Source organism: Clostridium sp. AF32-7AC, from assembly GCF_003477925.1.
GTDB classification, from domain to species: domain Bacteria; phylum Bacillota; class Clostridia; order Lachnospirales; family Lachnospiraceae; genus Otoolea; species Otoolea fessa.
Genome location: NZ_QUEG01000001.1, coordinates 232,454 through 253,677, shown reverse-complemented (window position 1 = coordinate 253,677; position 21,224 = coordinate 232,454). Strand labels below are relative to the sequence as shown.

General features: G+C 47.3%; 16 protein-coding genes. 4 read left to right on the top strand and 12 right to left on the bottom strand.

From position 1 onward, the window contains the following. Nucleotides 1-180: 180 nt before the first annotated feature. The 11 genes from DWZ45_RS01345 to DWZ45_RS01295 all read right to left on the bottom strand — a co-directional run bounded on the left by DWZ45_RS01345 (nt 181) and on the right by DWZ45_RS01295 (nt 16,675). Nucleotides 181-1,152, bottom strand: a complete 972-nt coding sequence (locus DWZ45_RS01345; RefSeq protein ID WP_107001107.1) for a hypothetical protein — start codon at nt 1,150-1,152, stop codon at nt 181-183. Between the two features lie 35 nt (nt 1,153-1,187). Then, entirely contained in the window at nt 1,188-2,246 is a 1,059-nt protein-coding gene (locus DWZ45_RS01340) for a TRAP transporter substrate-binding protein (protein WP_182426606.1), read from the bottom strand. A 30-nt stretch (nt 2,247-2,276) separates the two neighbouring features. Next, complete coding sequence (locus DWZ45_RS01335; protein WP_118467183.1) at nt 2,277-3,557, bottom strand: TRAP transporter large permease; 1,281 nt, start codon at nt 3,555-3,557, stop codon at nt 2,277-2,279. 16 nt (nt 3,558-3,573) lie between these two features. After that, nucleotides 3,574-4,083 (bottom strand): TRAP transporter small permease, encoded by a 510-nt coding sequence (locus DWZ45_RS01330; RefSeq protein ID WP_118467181.1) that lies wholly within the window; start codon nt 4,081-4,083, stop codon nt 3,574-3,576. A 68-nt stretch (nt 4,084-4,151) separates the two neighbouring features. Next, nucleotides 4,152-4,868, bottom strand: a complete 717-nt coding sequence (locus DWZ45_RS01325; protein ID WP_107001111.1) for a hypothetical protein — start codon at nt 4,866-4,868, stop codon at nt 4,152-4,154. A 16-nt stretch (nt 4,869-4,884) separates the two neighbouring features. Next, nucleotides 4,885-5,964, bottom strand: a complete 1,080-nt coding sequence (locus DWZ45_RS01320) for a Gfo/Idh/MocA family oxidoreductase (RefSeq protein ID WP_118467179.1) — start codon at nt 5,962-5,964, stop codon at nt 4,885-4,887. 381 nt (nt 5,965-6,345) lie between these two features. Continuing rightward, on the bottom strand, nt 6,346-8,922 hold the full coding sequence (locus DWZ45_RS01315; RefSeq protein WP_242995738.1) for a transglycosylase domain-containing protein: 2,577 nt from the start codon (nt 8,920-8,922) through the stop codon (nt 6,346-6,348). A 283-nt stretch (nt 8,923-9,205) separates the two neighbouring features. Next, nucleotides 9,206-11,821 carry a cation-translocating P-type ATPase gene (locus tag DWZ45_RS01310; protein WP_118467177.1) on the bottom strand — a complete coding sequence of 872 codons (2,616 nt, stop codon included), beginning with the start codon at nt 11,819-11,821 and terminating at the stop codon, nt 9,206-9,208. Between the two features lie 217 nt (nt 11,822-12,038). Then, complete coding sequence (locus DWZ45_RS14610) at nt 12,039-13,001, bottom strand: hypothetical protein (RefSeq protein ID WP_243015294.1); 963 nt, start codon at nt 12,999-13,001, stop codon at nt 12,039-12,041. A gap of 288 nt (nt 13,002-13,289) precedes the next feature. Next, nucleotides 13,290-15,242 (bottom strand): oleate hydratase, encoded by a 1,953-nt coding sequence (locus DWZ45_RS01300; protein WP_118467757.1) that lies wholly within the window; start codon nt 15,240-15,242, stop codon nt 13,290-13,292. Nucleotides 15,243-15,490: 248 nt separating this feature from the next. After that, a complete protein-coding gene (locus DWZ45_RS01295; RefSeq protein WP_347475372.1) occupies nt 15,491-16,675 on the bottom strand; it encodes an MFS transporter in 1,185 nt (394 codons plus the stop codon). 111 nt (nt 16,676-16,786) lie between these two features. Between DWZ45_RS01295 and DWZ45_RS01290 the strand changes: the two genes are divergently transcribed. Beyond that, nucleotides 16,787-17,686: an AraC family transcriptional regulator gene (locus tag DWZ45_RS01290; protein ID WP_118467174.1), complete on the top strand. Its 900-nt coding sequence runs from the start codon at nt 16,787-16,789 to the stop codon at nt 17,684-17,686. Nucleotides 17,687-17,730: 44 nt separating this feature from the next. On the opposite strand, the gene DWZ45_RS14775 is transcribed toward DWZ45_RS01290, so the two are convergent. Continuing rightward, complete coding sequence (locus tag DWZ45_RS14775) at nt 17,731-17,964, bottom strand: hypothetical protein (RefSeq protein WP_347475371.1); 234 nt, start codon at nt 17,962-17,964, stop codon at nt 17,731-17,733. On the opposite strand from DWZ45_RS14775, the gene DWZ45_RS01280 reads away from it, so the two are divergent. The 3 genes from DWZ45_RS01280 (at nt 17,963) to tet(O) (ending at nt 21,214) form a co-directional block, all read left to right on the top strand. Then, nucleotides 17,963-18,502 (top strand): DUF134 domain-containing protein, encoded by a 540-nt coding sequence (locus tag DWZ45_RS01280; protein ID WP_182426605.1) that lies wholly within the window; start codon nt 17,963-17,965, stop codon nt 18,500-18,502. The two genes, DWZ45_RS14775 and DWZ45_RS01280, sit on opposite strands and share 2 nt — an antisense overlap. Before the next feature lie 51 nt (nt 18,503-18,553). After that, nucleotides 18,554-18,928, top strand: coding sequence for a TnpV protein (locus DWZ45_RS01275; RefSeq protein WP_001129922.1), 375 nt, complete (start codon nt 18,554-18,556; stop codon nt 18,926-18,928). A 366-nt stretch (nt 18,929-19,294) separates the two neighbouring features. Continuing rightward, nucleotides 19,295-21,214, top strand: coding sequence for a tetracycline resistance ribosomal protection protein Tet(O) (gene tet(O) / locus DWZ45_RS01270; protein ID WP_002596250.1), 1,920 nt, complete (start codon nt 19,295-19,297; stop codon nt 21,212-21,214). Nucleotides 21,215-21,224: the final 10 nt, after the last annotated feature.

Sequence of the window (21,224 nt, the reverse complement as noted above, 5' to 3'; positions counted from 1 at the left end):
CATCTTTCTTGTAGAACAAATCTGTGATTTGCATCCAACTTCTTTTAGTCTACAGGAATGCTTATTTTTATAATAGCGCAAATAAGGATCAAATTCAATTAGACTTTTGTATATACCCCGTTTCTGATATAGTTACTGTTCACGCATACATGCCCAGTAACCTGATATGCCCTATTTTTTTTATAATTTTTCGACGCATCGCTTGTAATTTTCTTCCGCGTTGCCGCCCTTATGCCAGATATCCGCGATCGCTTCCGCGATTGGAAGCGGATCCGATTCATTGTACATAACATTTCGTCCCAGCAAGATTCCGCGGATATTGCTGCTGATTCCGATCTCTTTCGTGTACTCTTCTACAACCTCAATCGGCTCACTCTTTACCTCGTCTGGAACTACCAGCACCGGACAGGTGGTCGCCGCCGTCGGAACTGCATATTCATGATTCAGCGGAACTTCAATCCATTTGCCGGATGCACGGCAGCCAAGAGCGCCTACCACGCCGACTACCTTACACAGACTCTCTGAATCCGTCTTCATCGTAAACCCCGTTTCCGTCGTTTCTACATACAGCGCCTCGATAAAAATTGGAAGACCAGCTGACTCTGCTGCATTGACAGCTTCTGCACAGTACCGAACCGTATATTTGCTTCGCTCATCCATCGGATTCAGACGGATCATAAACTTTACACCGTCCATCCGAAGTTTCACTAGGCGATCGACTGTATAACAGGACGGCATATCGTCCATCTCCCATACCGTATTTTTCAAACCGCCCCGGTTCACAGTGCCAACCAGCATCTTCCCATCCAGAAACGCCTTTTCTCCACGTTCCCGCTGCAACTTATTGAGGATAAATAAATCTTCAATAATATCCGGTGTCGCCTCGATTCCATCAATCTGATCACTCTGCAGCATCCGCACCAGGCGGGATAAATACTCCCGCCTATTACTTAAACCAATCGGATTTCCTTTGTACTCATTGATCATTCTGGCATTGTGATCCGCTGCCGCAAATACCAGCTTATCATGCGGAAATCCCGGTTTTTTTCGCGCCGCCGCTTCCTGCTCAATAACCTCCGGAGAAAAGGCTTTTATCTTGTTTAATTCTTCAAAAATCTTGTCATTCAAAAAACTTTGATAATCAAATCCCATATACACCTTTGCCTTTCTCTGTCACTGAACACATTTTATTTTCCAAAATTAACGATTGCGTCAATTTTATCTCTTCCGCCTACTTTATCGCCCCACTGATCATATACGCTCTGGGCTGCCTCGATAAATGGTTCGCGATCCGGCTCTGTGATTTCGATGCCCTCTCCCTTTAACAGTTCCAAGCACTCATCCTCAGATGCTGTATAAAGTTCTCTCTCTTTATCGATCATTTCTTTGGTGCACTCATCGATAATCTGTTTGTGCTCGTCCGAAAGAGAATCATAGAAATTCTTAGCAACTACGCAGATACCTAAGTCGTTGGTCCATCCAACCATTGCCCAGTGCGGCGCTGCCTCATAAAACTTCTTGGAATAATAGTTTGTATTGGCCGCTTCTGCACCGTCAATAATGTTCTGCTGCAGCGCTGTGTATAATTCGCCGTATGCCATCGGCAGCGGGCTTGCGCCGAATGCGGTAAAGGAATCCAGCTGTACCTGATTTTCCATGGTCCGGATCTTGAGGTTCTTTAAATCCTCGATACTGTTGATCGTCTTCTGCGTTGTCATGATATGTCTGGTTCCCAAATCCAGGAAGCCCATCAGATGGAAGCCTTTCTCCTCACAGTCACCGCTATAGGACATTCCAATCTCGTCAGAGTCCAGAACGGAATACATATGTTCCTTATCTCTCCAGAGGAACGGAAGGCAGAATATATTAACAGATGGAACAAAGCTGGAGAACGGCGCTACCGACGTCATCGCCATCTCTACAGTGCCAAGCTGCATACCCTCAATGACATCTCGCTCGTTGCCAAGCTGGTTATCCGGATATACTTCTACTTTAATTTCGCCATTGGAGCGCTCTTCCACAATCTCTTTAAAATACTCCGCTGCTTTTACCGGAGGTTCGGTTGCTGCCTGTGATAAGGAAACCTTTACGGTCACCGCACCACCGGATGAACCGCCTGTATTAGCCGCTGCCTTTGCGGACTCTCCTGTGGAAGCGCTGCCGCCTCCTCCACATCCTGCCAGAGAACCAGCTGCCACCAGCATCGCCATCGTCATGCTTACAAACCGTTTCACATTTTTCTTCATAACAATAAATCCTCCTTTCATTTCATCTTTTTATCCCATTAACTGCGGCAGCCATAAATAGGTCTGCGGGAAATATGTAACAATAATCAGTACAACTAACATTGCAAGAATCGTAGGAATTACAAACGGGAATACCTCTCTTACACTCTTGCCGGTCAATCCACAGGCAACGAATAAAGTTGCTCCATAAGGCGGTGTTACGTATCCAATCGCCAGGTTGATGCAGACAATAACACCAAAGTGAATCGGGTCGATTCCATAAGCGGTTGCTACCGGGAATAAGATCGGCATTAAAACGATAATTGCAGAGAAACTTTCCATAAACATTCCAACTAAGAACAGCGCAATATTTAAGAAAATAAGGAATGCAGTCTTACTTGTGATGAATGTATTCATAACCTGGATTAAGAGCTGCGGCAGCTGTTTTGCTGTGATAAACCATGCAAAGATATAAGCGCAGCCTGTGATAATCATGATGCCAGCCGCCGTCTGCGCGGACTTAACAAAAATACCAGGTAAATCTTTCAATGTAATTTCTTTGTAAATAAACATACCTACCAGGAAGCCATAGACAACCGCCACAGCCGCTGCTTCAGTTGCAGAAAAGATACCGCTGATGATACCACCGATAATGATAATCGGAAGTCCTAAACCAGGAAGTGCAGAAAACATCGTTCTCCGTACTTCTTTCGGATCAAACTTGGTTGTCTGGATATATGCATCTCCGCCCCTGGAAGCGTGAATATAGGAGTAGACCATCAGTGCCACACCAATCATAACTCCAGGAATAGCGCCTCCGAGGAATAACTGACCAACAGATGCACCTGTGGAATATCCAATCAGAACCATTAAGATACTTGGCGGAATAATCGGTCCGATACTTCCTGCTGCTGAGAGCAGAACCGTTACGAAACTCATGTTATAGCCTTTTTCTTTAAATGCAGGCGTCATGATCGAACCGATTGCTGCTGTTCCAGCCGTTGCTGAACCGGAAATTGCCGCGAAAATCATGGATGCCAGTACGGCTACCATCGCCAGACTTCCTTTTACAAAGCCGATCGACGCACTTGCAAAATCTACAATCCGTTTGGACATACCGCCCTGATCCATCAGATTTCCTGCCAGCATGAACATCGGAATCGCCATGATCGGCCAGCTGTCAAGACCCGCAAACATTCTCTGTGGTACCAGAACCAATGGGAAATTTCCCTCAAGCATAATCGAAAGTGTCGTTCCCATTCCGAGTGCAACAAAAATAGGGGCTCCGATTAGAAACAGACACAAAATACAGATAAATAAAAATCCTAACATATCGCAGCCTCCTTTACTAATCTATAAATTCTCTCGGTTCTTCCGGTGCATTCTTGTTTTTTAAGCGTTCGATAAAGGTAAGGAGCTGTTCCATAATCATCAAAGCTCCACCGGTTGGGAATGCCGCGTAAATCAAAGCCATCGGAATCTGCATCGCCGGAGACGTCTGAGCCGTCGTAGACTGTACTACTTTGAACCCGAAATATGTCATAATACATAAGAAAACAATCGTTAAAAGATCTACAATCGCGGTCAAAATGCGTTTCGGCTTTTGCGGAAGTGCAGATGTCAGAACATCTACCTGAAGGTGAGAACGATTTCTCATCGCAATCGCCGATGCCATCAATACCAGCCATATCATCAGATATCTCGCTAATTCTTCGGTCCATCTAAGAGGACTCTGTATTACAAAACGGAAAAAAACCTGAATAATAACCGTAATTGTCATCGCAAGAAAAAGAACAACTACTACCGCATCATTTACATTTCGAATTATCTGGAGAAGTGGGTTCCCCTTTTCTTTCATAACGTATCCCCCTTTCCTGGATAGTTTTTACAAAGGCGGCAGCCTGTGAAACTGCCGCCGGTTTTTCATTAGATCTTTCTCTCCAAGCCGCGTTTCTCATAATAAGAATCCGGGATATCTTTCGGATCTTTGTACATAACCATCACACACTTACCGTCGCTGCCGATAGTCGGCACATCCATGATGAATAATGGCCATCCAAACCATTTGTACCAACCAAACTCCCACATGGTTGTACAGTTCAGGCAGTAGCACTGGAATCCTTCCTTATTATAAGCTCTTGGATCCGGTTTATCTAAAGTCTGTACCTTGTCTTGACATTCGGTTACCAGCCAGCCGCCGCTGTTACAACGCGGAAGTGTAAAGGTAATCTTCTCCTCATCCTCTTCCCAAATCTGATCGCCGTTATCATGAAGAGCAGACCATAATACTGCACGGTTCTCCAGGAAATCTTCCATTGGGAAATCTTTATATGTAGCCTGACCCGCTTTATATTTCTCCATCCAGTCCTGCAGACATGGCGGATAGCACCATAATGCATAGTCTTCCATACATTCAAAGATCGCCTCATCCGGTGCCCATTTCTTGAAATTGCGTAATGTCTGATTTACCCAGCGGACTGCGAAATGGTGAAATCCTGTCTTTTTCTCTACATTTAATTTGTGCAGCTCCAGCGCTTTTTCCATATCACCGGCTTTGATCGCTGCCTCTAATTTATCAATATTGCGAACCGCATAATCATTGCGAACCTTTTCCAACGTCTCTGTATACATCTTCTTTTCCATAATCTATACCTCCTTATTACCAAGCTGTCTTCTTTCCGTATTTTTCATCTTCCTGGATCGGGAAATGCACTTCTTTACCAAGGTCGCTCGACTGATAAATCGCACGGATAAATTCAAGTGTTCTTCTTCCCTCTACGCCGTCTACCATCGGCTCACGATCTTCTTTGATCGCATGGATGAAATCAGTAAGCTGTCTTCTGTGATTTTCGGTTGCCACATAGCCAGCACCCGTTGCTGTATCACCAGAGTCAACTTTTACCTTGGTCAGGTAATCATCCTCGTTCATGCCTTCTACTTTCCATTCTACGATCTCTTCTTCCACAATCTTGATCGTACCTTTTTCACCATGGATTTCGATGTGACGCGGATAACCCGGACGGACTGCACTACTACTTACCAGGCTTCCCAACGCCCCATTCTTAAATTTGAATATTGCGTTGGCTACGTCATCTACTTCAATATCCGGATGCAGGGTTGTCATATAATTACCAGTCAGTCTCTCTACATCGCCGACTAAATAAAGCATTAAGTCAATAAAATGAACGGTCTGGCTAATCAGGGAACCGCCGCCCTCACCTTTCCATGTACCTCTCCATGCACCGGAAGCATAGTATTCATCGCTTCGGAAGCATTTTCCAGAACAATCAACCGAAAGAAGTTTACCAAGCTTGCCTTCATCCAGCGCTTTCTTGATCAGCTGAGCCTGATCCATGAAACGGTACATAAAGATAACACCAAATTTAACGCCCGCTTCTTTACATGCTGCAATCATCCTGTCAGCTGCATTACAATCGACAGAAATTGGTTTCTCACACATTACGTGTTTGCCAGCCTTCGCACAGTCCACAACCATCTGCTCATGCAGGAATGGAGGTGTTACTACACAGACAGCATCGATATCATCTCGTTTCAGCATCTCTTTATAATCCGTGTAATAAGACGGAATATTGTACTCTTTGCTGAATTCCTTTGCCACATCCTCTTTCACGTCACAGAATGAAACAACCTCTGCTTCCGGGATATCCCGAAGTGCTCCTGCATTTAACGGACCTGCCATACCGCCGCCGATAATACCAAATCTGATTTTGTCGCCCATACTCTTTTTCCTTCCTTTCTTTTTTAATCTTTTATTAGTACATGCACTTTGTTTTCTTTAATATATCTCAGATATCTTACTGATATATTAGCACTTTATTTTTTCATTTTCAAGTCGTTTTCTGATTTTATTTGACGAACTTTAAATCGTATTGATCTTTTATCATGTTTTATTTCATTGTATTGTACATTTCCAATCCATTTTCCCCCATATTTCCCTTATTGCATAAACAATCGGTCAATTTTATTCTCATTCAAATATTCTTCCGCCATTGATTCCACATAAATCTTGAACAGATTTCATAGAACAATTCTTTTCTACAAAACAAAGAAGAGCCATTTAATGTCTCTGCATCAAATGACTCTTCTCATTTTCAATTCTTTACTGCCCAATCTCCGCCGCCGGACCCACTGCCGGTTCCTGCGCCGGACCGTGTCCTGGTCCGATGTCGCTGCCCGGTCCTGCCGGCACGATCGTCGTGCTAGATTCTGCCGGATCTTCAACTGTCTCGGCAGGTGTTTCCGGCACCACCGCCGGGGCTGAATACCGTTTTCCTGCCGTACCCGTCTTGTGGATCCGCTGCATCCGCTCTTTGATGGATTCGCTCTTGATCTGCTCGATCTTGGCGCTGGCGTCTTCTTTTAACTCCTTGCTGCTGCGGCCGGAATCGCCGCTCTTTGCAGACTCCAGAAGCTTCGCCGCCTCATCCGAGAGCAAATGATCCCTTCTGAAATTCGCCGCGGTATATCCGCTGGTTGTGATTTCAAATGCATCCGGATGACCTGCCAGATAGGTTCCTTCTCCGCGTCCATTGTCCGTCTCCGGGGTATCAAAGGACGCCGCCGGAAGCCCCTCTACCATCTTTTCCATCGCATTTTTCCAGATCTTCGCCGGATACGTGCCGCCGTACAGGCTGGAAAGTGTCTTCTGCTGGTCGTAGCCAACCCAGACCGTCATCGTATAATATGGCGTCATGCCGCAGAACCAGCCGTCACGGCTGCCGTTGGTCGTACCGGTCTTTCCGGCCGCCTCTATATTGCCGCTCCACCCCATCGACGCCGCCGTACCTTTTGTGACAACTCCCTTTAAAATATCGGTCATCAGCACGGCGCTGCTCTCCTGGTAAACCTGAACCGATTCATAATCTTCAAAAATATCTTCGCCCTGGTTATTGATCATCTTGATAATACAGGTCGGTTCGCGGTACTGTCCCCGGTCTGACAGCGCCGCATAAGCGCCCGCCATCTCCTCGGTCGTCATACCGGTGGTAAAGCCGCCCAGGGAGGTCGCCGGATAATAGTCCGCCGCTTGCACACTCGCGAAGCGCATCTGGGTTAAATATGCCATGCCGACATCCGGTGTGATATCATCATAGATATACCATGCCACACCATTTTTACTTCGCTCGACCGCATTTCGAAGCTCCAGCCTCTCGCCGGAAAGGGACTTCACATCCACGCCCTTCTGCTTCGCCGCGTCAATATCGATATTCGGAATCCTTGTTTCCGATGTGTAACCATTTTCCAGTGCCGGTGTATACACAATCAACGGTTTGATAGAACTTCCCGGCTGTCTCGGGCTCTGGAACGCACGGTTTAATGTGTAGGTATCCGTCTCCTGACTGCGTCCACCCACAATCGCCACGACGCGGTTCGTCTTGTTGTCAATAACGGTGGACGCGCCTTGCAGCTTGTAAACGCCGTTTTCGGATGTATTGCCATCAAAGGACAGAACTCCATCTAATGCATCCTGCAGGATCGTCTGCTTGTCCGGATCCAACGAGGTATAAAGGTTATAGCCGCCCGTATAGAGCGCATCGCGCTCCTGGTTGTACACCTCGTTGTAATTGGCATTGTACTCTTTGTAAGCCTCGTCGCTGCGGAATCCATACTGGAATTCAAAACCGTCACGGCGCATCAGATAGCGAATCGCACAGTCGATCGCATACGTCGTCTCATAGTTGTGCAGCGGCACTCTCTGACGGTTGACCGTGATCTCCTCCGCCTTTGCCTCTTTGCACGCTTTCTCCGTAATAAATCCCATACTCAGCATATCTTCCAGAATCTTATCGCGGCGTGTCAGCGCATTTTCCGGATGACGGTACGGGTTGTAATACGTCGGCGAGTTCGGAATCGCACACAAATATGCCGTCTGGCTCAAGGACAGTTCATCCGCATCCTTGCCAAAATAACCTCTTGCAGCCGCCTGAAGCCCGTAGTACGTGTTCGCGAAGCTGATATCATTGATATAGAACTCCATAATCTGCTCTTTGGTGTATTTCTTCGTCAGATCTAAGGAAATCAGCATCTCCTTGATCTTCCGCTCCATCGACACCTCGCGGGTCAGAAAACGGTTTCTCGCTAACTGCTGGGTGATCGTACTCGCGCCGTGCTTTTCTGCTCCCTCAGTCAAAAAGTAATTGATTGCGACACGGAAAATACCTTTTATATCAATGCCTGGATTTTCCCAGAACGTCCGATCCTCGATCGCCACAAATGCGTTGACTGCATTCTGCGGTATCTGGTCATACGTCAAATAACTGGAATCCTCGTCTCCCGTCAGCTTCGCCAGCACATTACCGTTGGAATCATAAATATAACTTGCCTCCTGCAAACGGAACGTATCCAGCGTACTGTTTTCCACCACTCCCTCTATCTGGCTTTTATAGTCCTCATAGAGCGGAATCAGCTTATATGCGCCAAATCCGGCACCGCCAATCACCAGCAGTACCAGACACACCAGAAGCGTCTTGAACATGGTTCCAAAGATCCTTGCCATCGCATGGAACACGATCTGCCCACCGCTCCGGCTGTTATTTTTGCCCGCTTTCTTTTGCTTGCCGACATCAATTTTCCCGCTTTTCTTTGCGGTGCCCCGCCTGCCCGAAGATCGTGCGGATGAAGCTGCCGGCTTCTTTCGAACGCCGGAGGCGTCCTCTCTCGTCTGTTTCTCCCTCATCTCTTCCCTCATCTTCCTATGTATCTATGGTTGCTTCCATTCTATTTTCATGCGGCACCTTAGACTTCAAAAATGCCTGTCTGCGGACAGCAACTTTTTATACTTTTCTGACAAAATCAGCTTGGACTCCCTTTTATTATAAGTTTTTTTGTCCAAAAGAACAAGCCTGTTTTCGAAATCTGCTCAATCTCCTGCCGCGTGTTACTGTTCGCGCATACGTGCCCAGTAACGGAATTTGCCGGGGCTTCAAAAATACCTATCTGTAAACTGCATTTTCGCTGTATCAACGCCGTTTCCGAAAAAGAAATGCTAAAAGTTCATGCACTAACAGCGGCGTGGCGGATAACAGGAGAAGCGCCAGCCACTCTGCCGGGTGCAGCCGCACCGTGTGAAGGAGTTTCATCAAAAAAGGAATCTCCGTCACCGCAACCTGCATCAGAATCCCCACAAGGAATGCCGCAAGCATCAGCGGATTTTTTCCAAGACTGCGTGAAAATGCCGAGCCCGTAAGCGAGCGCATGCCGACCGCATGAAAGAGCTCCGACAGCCCCAGAACGGTAAATGCATACGTCTGCGCCCGCAAAAGCTCCTGTCTGCTGAAAAATGCCCCCAGCGTGACTGCTGCAATCAGAGACCCGTAAAATACCATGCAGAACCACCCTCCTCCGGCAAACAGCGACTCGCCCGTCCGGCGCGGCGGCTGACGCATCAAGTTCTCCCGGTCGTTTCCATCCATGCCGAGTGCCAGCGCCGGAAGCGAATCCGTAATCAGATTGATCCAAAGGATGTGCCCGGCTCCCAGCGGCGCCGGTATTCCGATAGCAACGGCGGCAAACATGGTTAAAATCTCCCCCAGATTGGAGGAAAGCAGAAACAGTATAGATTTTCGTATATTTTCATAGATGCCGCGCCCTTCCTCAATTGCCCTCTCGATCGTCGCAAAATTATCATCCGTCAAAACCATATCCGCCGCCTGCCGCGCCACATCGGTGCCACTCTTTCCCATCGCGATCCCGATATCGGCTGATTTAAGCGCCGGCGCATCATTTACGCCGTCCCCGGTCATCGCCGTCACGCACCCGGCGCGTTTTAAAGCCCGCACAATCCGGACTTTATGTTCCGGCGACACCCGTGCAAAGACTGATACAGAACCGATTCGTTCCTCCAGAGCTCCCTCATCCAGCGTTTCCAGCTGCGCCCCCGTCATGCATTCTTCCCGCCGTTTGGCAATCCCCAGCTGCCTGGCGATCGCAAGCGCCGTGTCTGCATGATCTCCAGTGATCATGACCGTCCGCACAGATGCCCTGCGAAATGCCTCAACTGCCCCGGCTGCTGCCTCCCTCGGCGGATCCATCATGCCTGCCAGACCCAGAAATATCAGGTTCTGCTCCAGCTGTCCCACCTGTTTCTCCCTCTTTCCATCCGGCATTTTTCCTGTTTGAAGCTCCCTATACGCCCCCGCGAGTACTCGCAGGGCACGCGCGGACATACGCGTGATCTCCGCCTCAATCTCTGTCCGCCTCTCCCTGGTCAGCGGCACAATTTTGTCCTCTTCCATCTCATAACGACACCTTTTAAGAATCACATCCGGCGCCCCTTTTACACAAGAAATCCAGTTTTCTCCCTGCTCATGCACCGTCGTCATTCTCTTCCGATCCGAATCAAAGGGAATCTCCCCTTTCCGCGGATATCTCCGACGCAGATGCTCCGGAGAAACACCACAATTTTCACAAAATCCGTACAGCGCCCGCTCGGTGGCATCCCCCACCGTCTCCCCGGCATCGCTGCACAGCGCAAATACCTCCAGAAGCCGTTTTCCCACTTCTCTTTCCTTAGAGCGCGCCAATTCCTGTTCCGTATACTCCTGTCGATTTACATAACATGTCGTCACCGTCATCTCATTTTTCGTCAGCGTCCCCGTTTTATCTGAGCAGACCACGCTGACTGCCCCCAGTGTTTCCACGGACGGAAGACGGCGCACGATCGTGCCAGCCCGCGCCATTTTCGTCACTCCCAGCGCCAGCACAATCGTCACCGTCGTCGGAAGCCCCTCCGGCACGGCAGCTACCGCCAGGGAAATCGCAGTGAGCAGCATTTCCATCACGTCGCGCTTCTGCCAGACGGCGAGGGCAAATAATAAAACGCACAGCCCGATCGTAAGAATACTCAATAGTTTCCCCAGATCCGACAGCCTTTTTTGCAACGGTGTCTCCTCCTCCGGCGCCTCGCGGATCAGAGAGGCAATCCGCCCTACCTCCGTATTCATGCCGGTGGCGATGACAATTCCCTTTCCCCGCCCTGCCGTCACATAAGAAGTCATAAATGTCTCATTTTTACGCTCTGCCACCGGAAGCGCACCGGCGGCTAAAAAATGGCTGTTTTTCTCAACCGCCCGCGATTCGCCGGTCAGCGCTGATTCTTCTGCCCGCATTTCAGCTGTCTCGGTAAGACGCAGGTCGGCTGGAACCTGCCGCCCGGCATCGAGCACGACCAGATCCCCCGGCACCAGCTCCCGCGCGGCAATCTCCCGCCCTTTTCCTTCCCGGATCACAACCGCCTCCAGCTGCGTCATCCGTTTTAAGGATTCGAGCGCTTTCTCCGCCTTCCCCTCCTGAATCACGCCCACCGTGGCATTTAATACGACAACCGCCAGAATTACCCCCGCATCGCCGTACTCGCCCAAAAGCAGGGAGATCCCGGCTGCCGCAAACAACACAAAAATCAGGGAGTCGCAAAGCTGTGCCCCGATGCGCACAATCAGACTCCGCGGTGGTGCTTCCCGCAGCTCATTTTCCCCATAATGGCGCTGCCGCACCTCCACTTCCGCTGCCGATAAGCCTGTCCGCAAATCGACCGAAAACTCCCTGCACACCTCTTCCACCGTCCGGTTCTCATACATGCGCATTTCCCCCTTTTTCTGTCCCTGTTCTGTACTTTTCACAGACTGCATTTATTCATATGCGGAAAATAGGGGGGATTAGAACTGAATGGTTAGAATAAAGAAATGGAAAGCATAGTCCTGTTTGATGCTCAAATGGCATCGGAACTCTTATTGTTTCGATGCCATTCTATAAATTCTGTGATTTAATTTTATCGTTCTGTTTCTGTCACATACCTTACACCTGTGGTTCCGGCTCCTGCGTCTGCGCGGCCGGTTTGCGCTCCATCGGCATATAACCTTCTTTCTTCCGCTGTATCGGCTGTACAGTCACCGTTGCTGCCGTATCCCGGAACGCCGGGAGGCTGCCTGTCTCCATGTAAGCGCGGAACGGAAGTTCGCCCTGCACTGGGTCTTTCACGGCCTCATTTTTCTCCACTTCTGGCCGTTCTCCTCTGCGCGATGGACGGCGCTCAAACCGCTCCCGCCTTCCAGAAGCCGGGCGGTCTTCCCGTTTCTCATTTTCCGGCACCGCGCGGTTTCCGCTACGTCTGTCCGCTGCTCTCTCGGCTCCCGAAACACGCGCTGCCCTCTCTCTCTCTGAGCAAGCTCTTTCTCTGCCCTGCGTGCGCTCAGTATTCCCCTCAGCAGCACGATCCGCTGTACGGTTCCGATAGCTTCTCTCCGATCGTTCCGGTCTGTCACTGCCAGACGGACGTTCTTGTGCGCTGCGCTCCTGTTCCGGCTTTTCGGCTTTTTCCGGTGTTTCCAGACGTGTTCCCCTATTCGGACCACTTACGCCTCTTGGCGCCTGTGTCCGCTCCGAAAGAGGTCGAACCTGCATCTTATTTTTCTTTTCCTTCTCCCGGAAGCTTTTAAGTACGATCGCCGCCGAATACTGGTACGCATAGATACAGCTTTTCATCAGTTCCTGCTCTTCCTCCGTCTTGCAGGAACTCAAGAGCATCTCTTCCTCTTCTTTTTCCAGATATGCCTCTCCGTTCGTATCGCGTTCCTTTACCGGCTTGTAGATCCGGTATTTCTTGTAATACGGCGGACATGGAAACTGCTTATTCTTAACCGGTTCCGGTACAATCCGCAGTTTGTAGGTATCGGACATGCGCGCCAGAACATTATGTATTTTCTCACAATTCTCTCTCGTATTTGTCTCCCGCGCCGGGATACAAAGTAAATAATCCATCTATTTTCCCTCACATCTATCAAACGATCCTTTTCAAAATCGTTTTCTTCTCAAATTTTCTACATTTACGCCAATCTTTATTGTATCATGTCAGAGAAAAACGGGCAAGTGAAAAAGAATGTGCCTCACGACAATTTCCTGTTACACAAAAAAGGCTGCCACACGAATGCCAAACGAACGTTTTCCGTCCGGGGCCTTCTGTTTGTGACAGCCTGTTTTCCTTTATCTAACGCAGCCATATTTACCTGCGTGTTACTGTGAACAGTAACACCTGCGTTCCTCAGTCTCTTACACCATCCAGTCTTTCAGCACGCCGTGATCGCGCAGCAGCTTTCCAATCACCGTCTTGTCAATCTTCCGGAGAATCGGCTTTTTGAGTGCTTCAAACGGCATCGGCAGCTTCATTTCCAGCGGCGATCTGCCGTCCATCAGCTTGACCGTGCTGTCCAGAAGCTCGCGGATATCGTAGACACTTCCCCATACCTCCGGTACGCCGCGGTCTACGCCGCACAAGCCATACACCGCTTCCATCGCGGTGCGGACGGAATACTCGGTCGTGAAAATAGTATCACGCGGGGTCTCCGCAAACTGCCCCAGAAATGCCGCATTGACACATCCATCCGGGATAACGTCCGGGCGGTCTCCGGCACGCCGCGGCATAAAGAATGCTGTAATATACGGCATCATCGTCGGCGTACAGTTCGCATGGTTCTCAGCCAGTTCCTCGATCTGATCCTCCGGGATTCCGAGATGGTACAGCCATTCTTCTGTGATCTCCTTGCCCGTGCAGGCGCGCATCGGCTTCTTCACATAATCGCCCGGTACATCCGTAAATAAACTGTATACCCAGACGCAGATCTCGTCCTTATCCTGCGCTTTGAACTGTCCCTGACGGTTGATCGTCCAGCTGAGCAGCCAGCTTGAATCACGGCAGCTCACGATACCGCCTGTTACGACGCGTCCACTTCTCGGATCCCTGCGGCAAATCTTGCGGATCTGGGAAATGATTGTCTCATCCGAAGTCGTGACCGTCGCAGACTCCCAGTTCGTCTTCTGGATATCCGAGCAGAATTTCTCCGGATGTCCAAATGCCGGATCCTGCGCAGCAATCTGACGCCACAGACTCCAGCAGCCGCTGGTACGCACTTCCGCACCTTCTACCGGTGCCTGATTCTGGTCACCGTAGATCGTTCCCTCAGTACAGCTTCCGTTCGTAATAAAGACAAAATCATCCTCAGTCAACGCGATTTCCTTCTTCTCGCCGCCCTTCACGTACTCGATCGCCTTCGCAACCTTTTTCTCACCCTGGATGTCAAACCGCACATTCGTAACCTCGGTGCCAAACTGGATCTGGACGCCTGCCGTCTCCAGATATTTCTGCATCGGCAGAATCAGCGACTCATACTGGTTGTAACGCGTAAATTTAAGTGCCGAGAAATCCGGAAGTCCGCCAATGTGGTGGATAAAACGCTGAAAATAGCGTTTCATCTCTAATGCACTGTGCCAATTTTCAAACGCAAACATTGTTCTCCAGTACAGCCAGAAATCCGAATCAAACACCTCATTATCAAACACATCCTCAATGGATTTGTCATACAGATCCTCATCCTTCGTGAAGAACAGCTTCATGATCTCCATGCTGCCTTTCTGGCTCAAGCGGAATTTGCCGTCCGTGTGTGCATCCTCGCCTCGGTTGACCGTCGCACGGCAGAGCGAGTAGTTCGGATCGTGTTTATTCAGCCAGTAATATTCATCGAGAACTGATGCCCCCGGCACCTCCAGGGACGGGATGCTGCGGAACAGATCCCACAGGCACTCAAAATGATCCTCCATCTCGCGGCCGCCGCGCATCACATATCCACGGGTCGGATCCTGAATACCGTCACATGCACCACCTGCTACCTCCATCGCCTCCAGAATATGGATATTTTCTCCCGGCATCTGTGCGTCTCTCACTAGAAAACACGCCGCCGCCAGAGAAGCCAATCCACTTCCGACGATATAAGCCGATTTGCCCTCGATTCCCGCCGGTTTCTCCGGACGTGCAAATGCCTCATAATTTCCCTTTGAATAATAAATTCCCTTGCTGTTTTTCTCCTGGCTGCCGCGTTCCGTATTCCGGTAATCCGAAGCCGACTTAACCACTTTTCCTGCCTTTTTCCGCTTCGACGCCGCTGCCGCCAGCCCCGCTCCAACTGCCAGTGCCGATACCGCACCCGCTTTCCATGCTTTCTTATTCATGTCCTGATCGCCCCTGCCTTTCTTCAACTTTCAAACCACTTCTTTTTTACATTACCCCGATATCTAGTTTTTAATACTATCTAATAATGATTTGATAGTAAAACTTTTTTGAAGAAAAGTCAAGGGCATCATCTTCTGGCACTTCCCGCTTGCCTTTGGTCATTCCATTTTCTTACTACCTTTTGTACTGACTTTTCATGAGCTTTGGCTTTATACTTCTTGGCTTTGAATTGATTGTAAAAAAGCTTTCATTTATTATTTTTTTGCCTTGCAAAAATAAAAAGCACGATTAATAAAATAACCGGGAACAATAGCCCAACTCCCATACCTGCACGAATATTGTCTCCTGCACTTTGTGTAACACGTCCAACAATCCCCGGACCTATGCTTCCACCCAGGTCCCCCGCCATAGCAAGCAAAGCAAACATAGCCGTTCCACCTGCCGGAAATCTTTCTGATGAAATACTGATTGTGCCGGGCCACATAATCCCAACAGAAAAGCCACAGATAATACATCCAATCAAACCTGATATCGGATTCAACGATACAGAAGCAAGCAGGTAGCATATCACACATAAAATTCCAGATCCGATCATAAATTTCATCAGATCCATTTTATCACCATATTTTCCGAAAATTATACGACTGATCCCCATTGTAACAGCAAACATGCAGGGACCGGCCAGGTCACCAACTGTCTTTGACAGCCCCAGAGCAGCTTCCGCATAAGCAGATGCCCATTGTGCCATAGCCAGTTCTGATGCACCGGAGCAAATCATCAAGCATATGGAAAGCCAGAAAAGAGGTTTTCGAAACAGTTCTTTTATTCCCATTCCTTCCCCCTCATCTACCAAATGCTCGATCGGACAGGTTGCAAAATTATAGATATTTATGGCCGGAACAAGCGCCCATAAGACAGCCAGCCATTTCCAGCTGTCCATGCCAAACACCGCAAAAAACAGTGTAGAGATCACAATCGTTCCCACTGCTCCCCAACAATAAAAAGAGTGAAGCAGACTCATCGTTGCCTCTTTGTTATCAAATGGACACGCCTCCACGATCGGGCTGCAAAGCACTTCAATCAGACCACTTCCGACTGCATATACAATCACACTCAGGATAATTCCAACAAGCGGTTCCGGCAAAAGCTCTGGCAAAAAAGCCAGACCAACCAATCCTGCTGCGGAACATACCTCAGAAGTAACAATACAGATGCGATACCCTATTTTGTCCACAAACTTTGCACAAAACAGGTCTACCAACAACTGTGTAAGGAAAAAGCAGGTAGAAATCAATGCGATTTTTCCAAGTGCAATCTGATAATCATTATGAAATTTCAAAAATAACAATGGGGCAAAATTAGCTGCAATTGCCTGTGTAATAAATCCCATATAACAGGCTATTTTTGTTTTCCGGTAATTTGGCATGGCCATCACTCCTCGTTTTTTATTGAATTATATAACATAACATCTTTATTTTCATTGATTTATTTCCGAAATTTATTGTATAATATCGTAAAGTATGTTTCAAAGAGTGGGGTTTCTATGAATATAAATACAACCTATACCAAAATCATTACAGGTGAAGATTTGATGGAGACAGCTCAGCACGGAAGCACTCTCTATCCTTTCCAGTTTTATTATGAAGATCTGTCCGTTTTCGATTTCAACTGTATCGAATGGCACTGGCATACTGAATTGGAGTTTATTTATATTGAATCCGGAACCGTTACTTTGTGGATTGGAGAAGACCAATTTCATTTAACCGAAGGAAATGGCGTATTCATTAATACAAAGGTACTCCATCGCCTTTATTCTCCCTCAAAAGCCCTCATTCCCAATTTTGTATTTATGCCTTCTTTTATTGCCCCTTGCGACAGCCTGATTTATCAGAAATATATTCTGCCGATCATTTCTTCCTCATTGCCATTTCTCGTATTTCATAAAAAAGTATGCTGGCAAGCAAAGGTTTTATCTATCATGCGGCAAATTATTTCTGCACAGGATTCCGTTTTATCCAAAGAACTCCTTACCAGTTCTCTCCTTCAGAATCTCTGGCTGGAAATATTTGAAAACACAGACATTTCATATCAGGAAGAACACAAGGATCATTCAACCGCTTCTCAAGCCCGGTTACAGCTCATGCTGCAATTTATCCATCTAAATTACTCACGGAGTATCTCATTGGATGACATTGCAGAACAGGCAATGGTCAGTAAAAGTACCGCTTTGAATCTGTTTCGGAAATATTTACATATAACGCCGGTTAACTATCTCATTAACTACCGTTTAAAACAGGCCGGTCAGTTGCTTTCAAAAACCGAGAAAAAAGTCAGTCTCATTTCTTCTGAGACAGGTTTTCATAACGTTGACTATTTTTGCAGATTATTCAAAAAACGCTACCAATTAACCCCAACGGAATACCGGAAACAGAAAAGCCGCTGATTGGGACGGCGCTGCATTTCCGGCTGCCATCCGCGGGATTCTGGTCAATGCCTCCCACAACGCGGTGAGGAAGATAGGGTGTCAAGTGCGTGTTTGACCACTTTCTCTGTTTCATCCAGCGTCCAGTCGTGCATGGTCCCTGCCTTGCCGAAACTCATGCAGCCGACACACAGCTCGGAGATAAGCATTACAGCGGCTTTTAAAAAATCTGTATTGATTTTTCTGCGTGAGATGTTATAATCGGTATATACCGAAAACAAAAGGAGGAAATCGTCCATGCCAAGACCGCCACGGTGCCGCCGGATTTGTGGCGCACCACAAATTGATACCTTCTGCCCCAATGGGTGCGAGAATACCAAGCCGATCCTGCTGACGCTGGACGAATACGAGGTCATTCGTCTGGTTGACTTGGAGCAGCAAACCCACGAACAGTGTGCCGCGCAAATGGACATTTCACGCTCTACCGTGCAGGAGATTTACGAAGTCGCACGGCGCAAGATCGCAGCGTGTCTTGTCCACGGGAAACCGCTGCACATCACCGGGGGAAACTACCGCATCTGCGGAGGACAGGAGGCAGCCCACTGCGGCCGTTGGTGCCGGATGCAGAGAGCCAACACAGAAAAATCCAACAAAAAATGCAAAGGAGATTCCATTATGAAAATTGCAGTTACCTATGAAAACGGTCAAATTTTTCAGCATTTCGGCCATACCGAACAGTTCAAGCTTTATGAAGCTACAGACGGCAAAATCACTCATGCGGAAGTTGTTGATACCAACGGCAGCGGTCACGGCGCACTGGCAGGCTTCCTGATGTAGGACGGATTTTGCGGACATTCAAAATAAAAAAGAATGTGGAGGTAACAGACAATGGCAAAATCATTATTTGAGGAACTGGGCGGCAAATACGAAAGGCAAGGGGATTATTTGATACCGTGCTTAACTGTACCCGCCGAAGAAGAACAGGCAATAGGCATCTGGGGGCAACGGCATTTAGATTATCTAAAACAGTACCGTAAAGTTACATACACCAATCTTCTTACAAGCGGCAGGCTAAACGCCTACCTTGCCGACATCAACAGACAGGCACAGGAACGCTTTGAAAGGCTCATAGAGGGTATGAAACAGGCACAGGGCATAACGGAACAGCTAAAGGCAGAAAACGCCTTAGAATGGACAGGATGCCTCAATAACATAAGGGCTTGTGCGAGGGAGATTGTGGAAAAGGAAATTATTTTTGCATAAACAGATGATTAGTGGCAGGGGGAAATCCTGCCGCTTTTTCTGCTTTAGTTTGTCAGCTTGACAAATAAAGGGTTAAGGAATATAATTAGATTCAGTATTATACAAGGAGTTAATAAATATGCGGCAAGGTATTCTTAAATAAACTGTCAATTTGATAGTGGGAACAAAAAGTAGCAGTCTCGTTTCACTTTTAATATGGGGCTTAGTTTTTTGTACCCAGTTTAAGAATACTTTTATCATGTAATTTTATATGCCCGAAAACATATAAGTGTTTTGGGGCTATTGGAGTTATTTACCCAGTGATAGGAGTATTTATCACTGGGTATTTTTATGCCCTTTTTTGGGTGTTGATAGGAGGAAAATCACATGAAAATAATTAACTTAGGCATTCTGGCTCACGTTGACGCAGGAAAGACAACATTAACGGAAAGTTTATTGTATACCAGTGGTGCAATTGCAGAACTAGGGAGCGTAGATGAAGGCACAACAAGGACAGATACAATGAATTTGGAGCGTCAAAGGGGAATCACTATCCAGACAGCAGTGACATCTTTTCAGTGGGAGGATGTAAAAGTCAACATTATAGATACGCCAGGCCATATGGATTTTTTGGCGGAAGTATACCGTTCTTTATCCGTATTAGACGGAGCAGTATTATTAGTTTCTGCAAAGGATGGCATACAGGCACAGACCCGTATACTGTTTCATGCACTACAGACAATGAAGATTCCGACAATTTTTTTCATCAATAAAATTGACCAAGAGGGGATTGATTTGCCAATGGTATATCGAGAAATGAAAGCAAAGCTTTCTTCGGAAATTATAGTGAAGCAAAAGGTTGGGCAGCATCCCCATATAAATGTAACGGACAATGACGATATGGAACAGTGGGATGCGGTAATTATGGGAAACGATGAACTATTAGAGAAATATATGTCAGGGAAACCGTTTAAAATGTCAGAACTGGAACAGGAAGAAAACAGGAGATTCCAAAACGGAACGTTATTTCCCGTTTATCACGGAAGCGCTAAAAACAATCTGGGGATTCGGCAGCTTATAGAAGTGATTGCCAGTAAATTTTATTCATCAACGCCTGAAGGTCAATCTGAACTATGCGGGCAGGTTTTTAAGATTGAATATTCAGAGAAAAGGCGGCGTTTTGTTTATGTGCGTATATATAGCGGAACATTGCATTTGAGGGATGTTATTAGAATATCTGAAAAAGAGAAAATAAAAATCACAGAGATGTGTGTTCCGACAAACGGTGAATTATATTCATCCGATACAGCCTGCTCTGGTGATATTGTAATTTTACCAAATGATGTTTTGCAGCTAAACAGTATTTTGGGGAACGGAATACTGTTGCCGCAGAGAAAATTTATTGAAAATCCTCTCCCTATGCTCCAAACAACGATTGCAGTAAAGAAATCTGAACAGCGGGAAATATTGCTTGGGGCACTTACAGAAATTTCAGATGGCGACCCTCTTTTAAAATATTATGTGGATACTACAACGCATGAGATTATACTTTCTTTTTTGGGGAAAGTGCAGATGGAAGTCATTTGTGCCATCCTTGAGGAAAAATATCATGTGGAGGCAGAAATAAAAGAGCCTACTGTTATATATATGGAAAGACCGCTTAGAAAAGCAGAATATACCATCCACATAGAAGTCCCGCCAAATCCTTTCTGGGCTTCTGTCGGGTTGTCCATAGAGCCGCTCCCTATTGGAAGCGGAGTGCAGTATGAAAGCAGAGTTTCACTTGGATATTTAAATCAATCGTTCCAAAATGCGGTTATGGAGGGGGTTCTTTATGGCTGCGAGCAGGGGCTGTATGGATGGAAAGTGACAGACTGTAAAATCTGTTTTGAATATGGATTGTATTATAGTCCTGTAAGTACCCCCGCAGACTTTCGGCTGCTTTCCCCTATCGTATTGGAGCAGGCTTTAAAAAAAGCAGGGACAGAACTATTAGAGCCATATCTCCACTTTGAAATTTATGCACCGCAGGAATATCTCTCACGGGCGTATCATGATGCTCCAAGGTATTGTGCAGATATTGTAAGTACTCAGATAAAGAATGACGAGGTCATTCTGAAAGGAGAAATCCCTGCTAGATGTATTCAAGAATACAGGAACGATTTAACTTATTTCACAAATGGGCAGGGAGTCTGCTTGACAGAGTTAAAAGGATACCAGCCAGCTATTGGTAAATTTATTTGCCAACCCCGCCGCCCGAATAGCCGTATAGATAAGGTTCGGCATATGTTCCACAAGTTAGCTTAACAGCTTGCAA

Coding starts and splice junctions, on each gene's coding strand:
- DWZ45_RS01345 (WP_107001107.1), bottom strand. CDS start 1,152: ATGGGATTTGATTATCAAAGTTTTTTGAATGACAAGATTTTTGAAGAA.
- DWZ45_RS01340 (WP_182426606.1), bottom strand. CDS start 2,246: ATGAAGAAAAATGTGAAACGGTTTGTAAGCATGACGATGGCGATGCTG.
- DWZ45_RS01335 (WP_118467183.1), bottom strand. CDS start 3,557: ATGTTAGGATTTTTATTTATCTGTATTTTGTGTCTGTTTCTAATCGGA.
- DWZ45_RS01330 (WP_118467181.1), bottom strand. CDS start 4,083: ATGAAAGAAAAGGGGAACCCACTTCTCCAGATAATTCGAAATGTAAAT.
- DWZ45_RS01325 (WP_107001111.1), bottom strand. CDS start 4,868: ATGGAAAAGAAGATGTATACAGAGACGTTGGAAAAGGTTCGCAATGAT.
- DWZ45_RS01320 (WP_118467179.1), bottom strand. CDS start 5,964: ATGGGCGACAAAATCAGATTTGGTATTATCGGCGGCGGTATGGCAGGT.
- DWZ45_RS01315 (WP_242995738.1), bottom strand. CDS start 8,922: ATGAGGGAGAAACAGACGAGAGAGGACGCCTCCGGCGTTCGAAAGAAG.
- DWZ45_RS01310 (WP_118467177.1), bottom strand. CDS start 11,821: ATGTATGAGAACCGGACGGTGGAAGAGGTGTGCAGGGAGTTTTCGGTC.
- DWZ45_RS14610 (WP_243015294.1), bottom strand. CDS start 13,001: ATGGATTATTTACTTTGTATCCCGGCGCGGGAGACAAATACGAGAGAG.
- DWZ45_RS01300 (WP_118467757.1), bottom strand. CDS start 15,242: ATGAATAAGAAAGCATGGAAAGCGGGTGCGGTATCGGCACTGGCAGTT.
- DWZ45_RS01295 (WP_347475372.1), bottom strand. CDS start 16,675: ATGGCCATGCCAAATTACCGGAAAACAAAAATAGCCTGTTATATGGGA.
- DWZ45_RS01290 (WP_118467174.1), top strand. CDS start 16,787: ATGAATATAAATACAACCTATACCAAAATCATTACAGGTGAAGATTTG.
- DWZ45_RS01280 (WP_182426605.1), top strand. CDS start 17,963: ATGCCAAGACCGCCACGGTGCCGCCGGATTTGTGGCGCACCACAAATT.
- DWZ45_RS14775 (WP_347475371.1), bottom strand. CDS start 17,964: ATGGACGATTTCCTCCTTTTGTTTTCGGTATATACCGATTATAACATC.
- DWZ45_RS01275 (WP_001129922.1), top strand. CDS start 18,554: ATGGCAAAATCATTATTTGAGGAACTGGGCGGCAAATACGAAAGGCAA.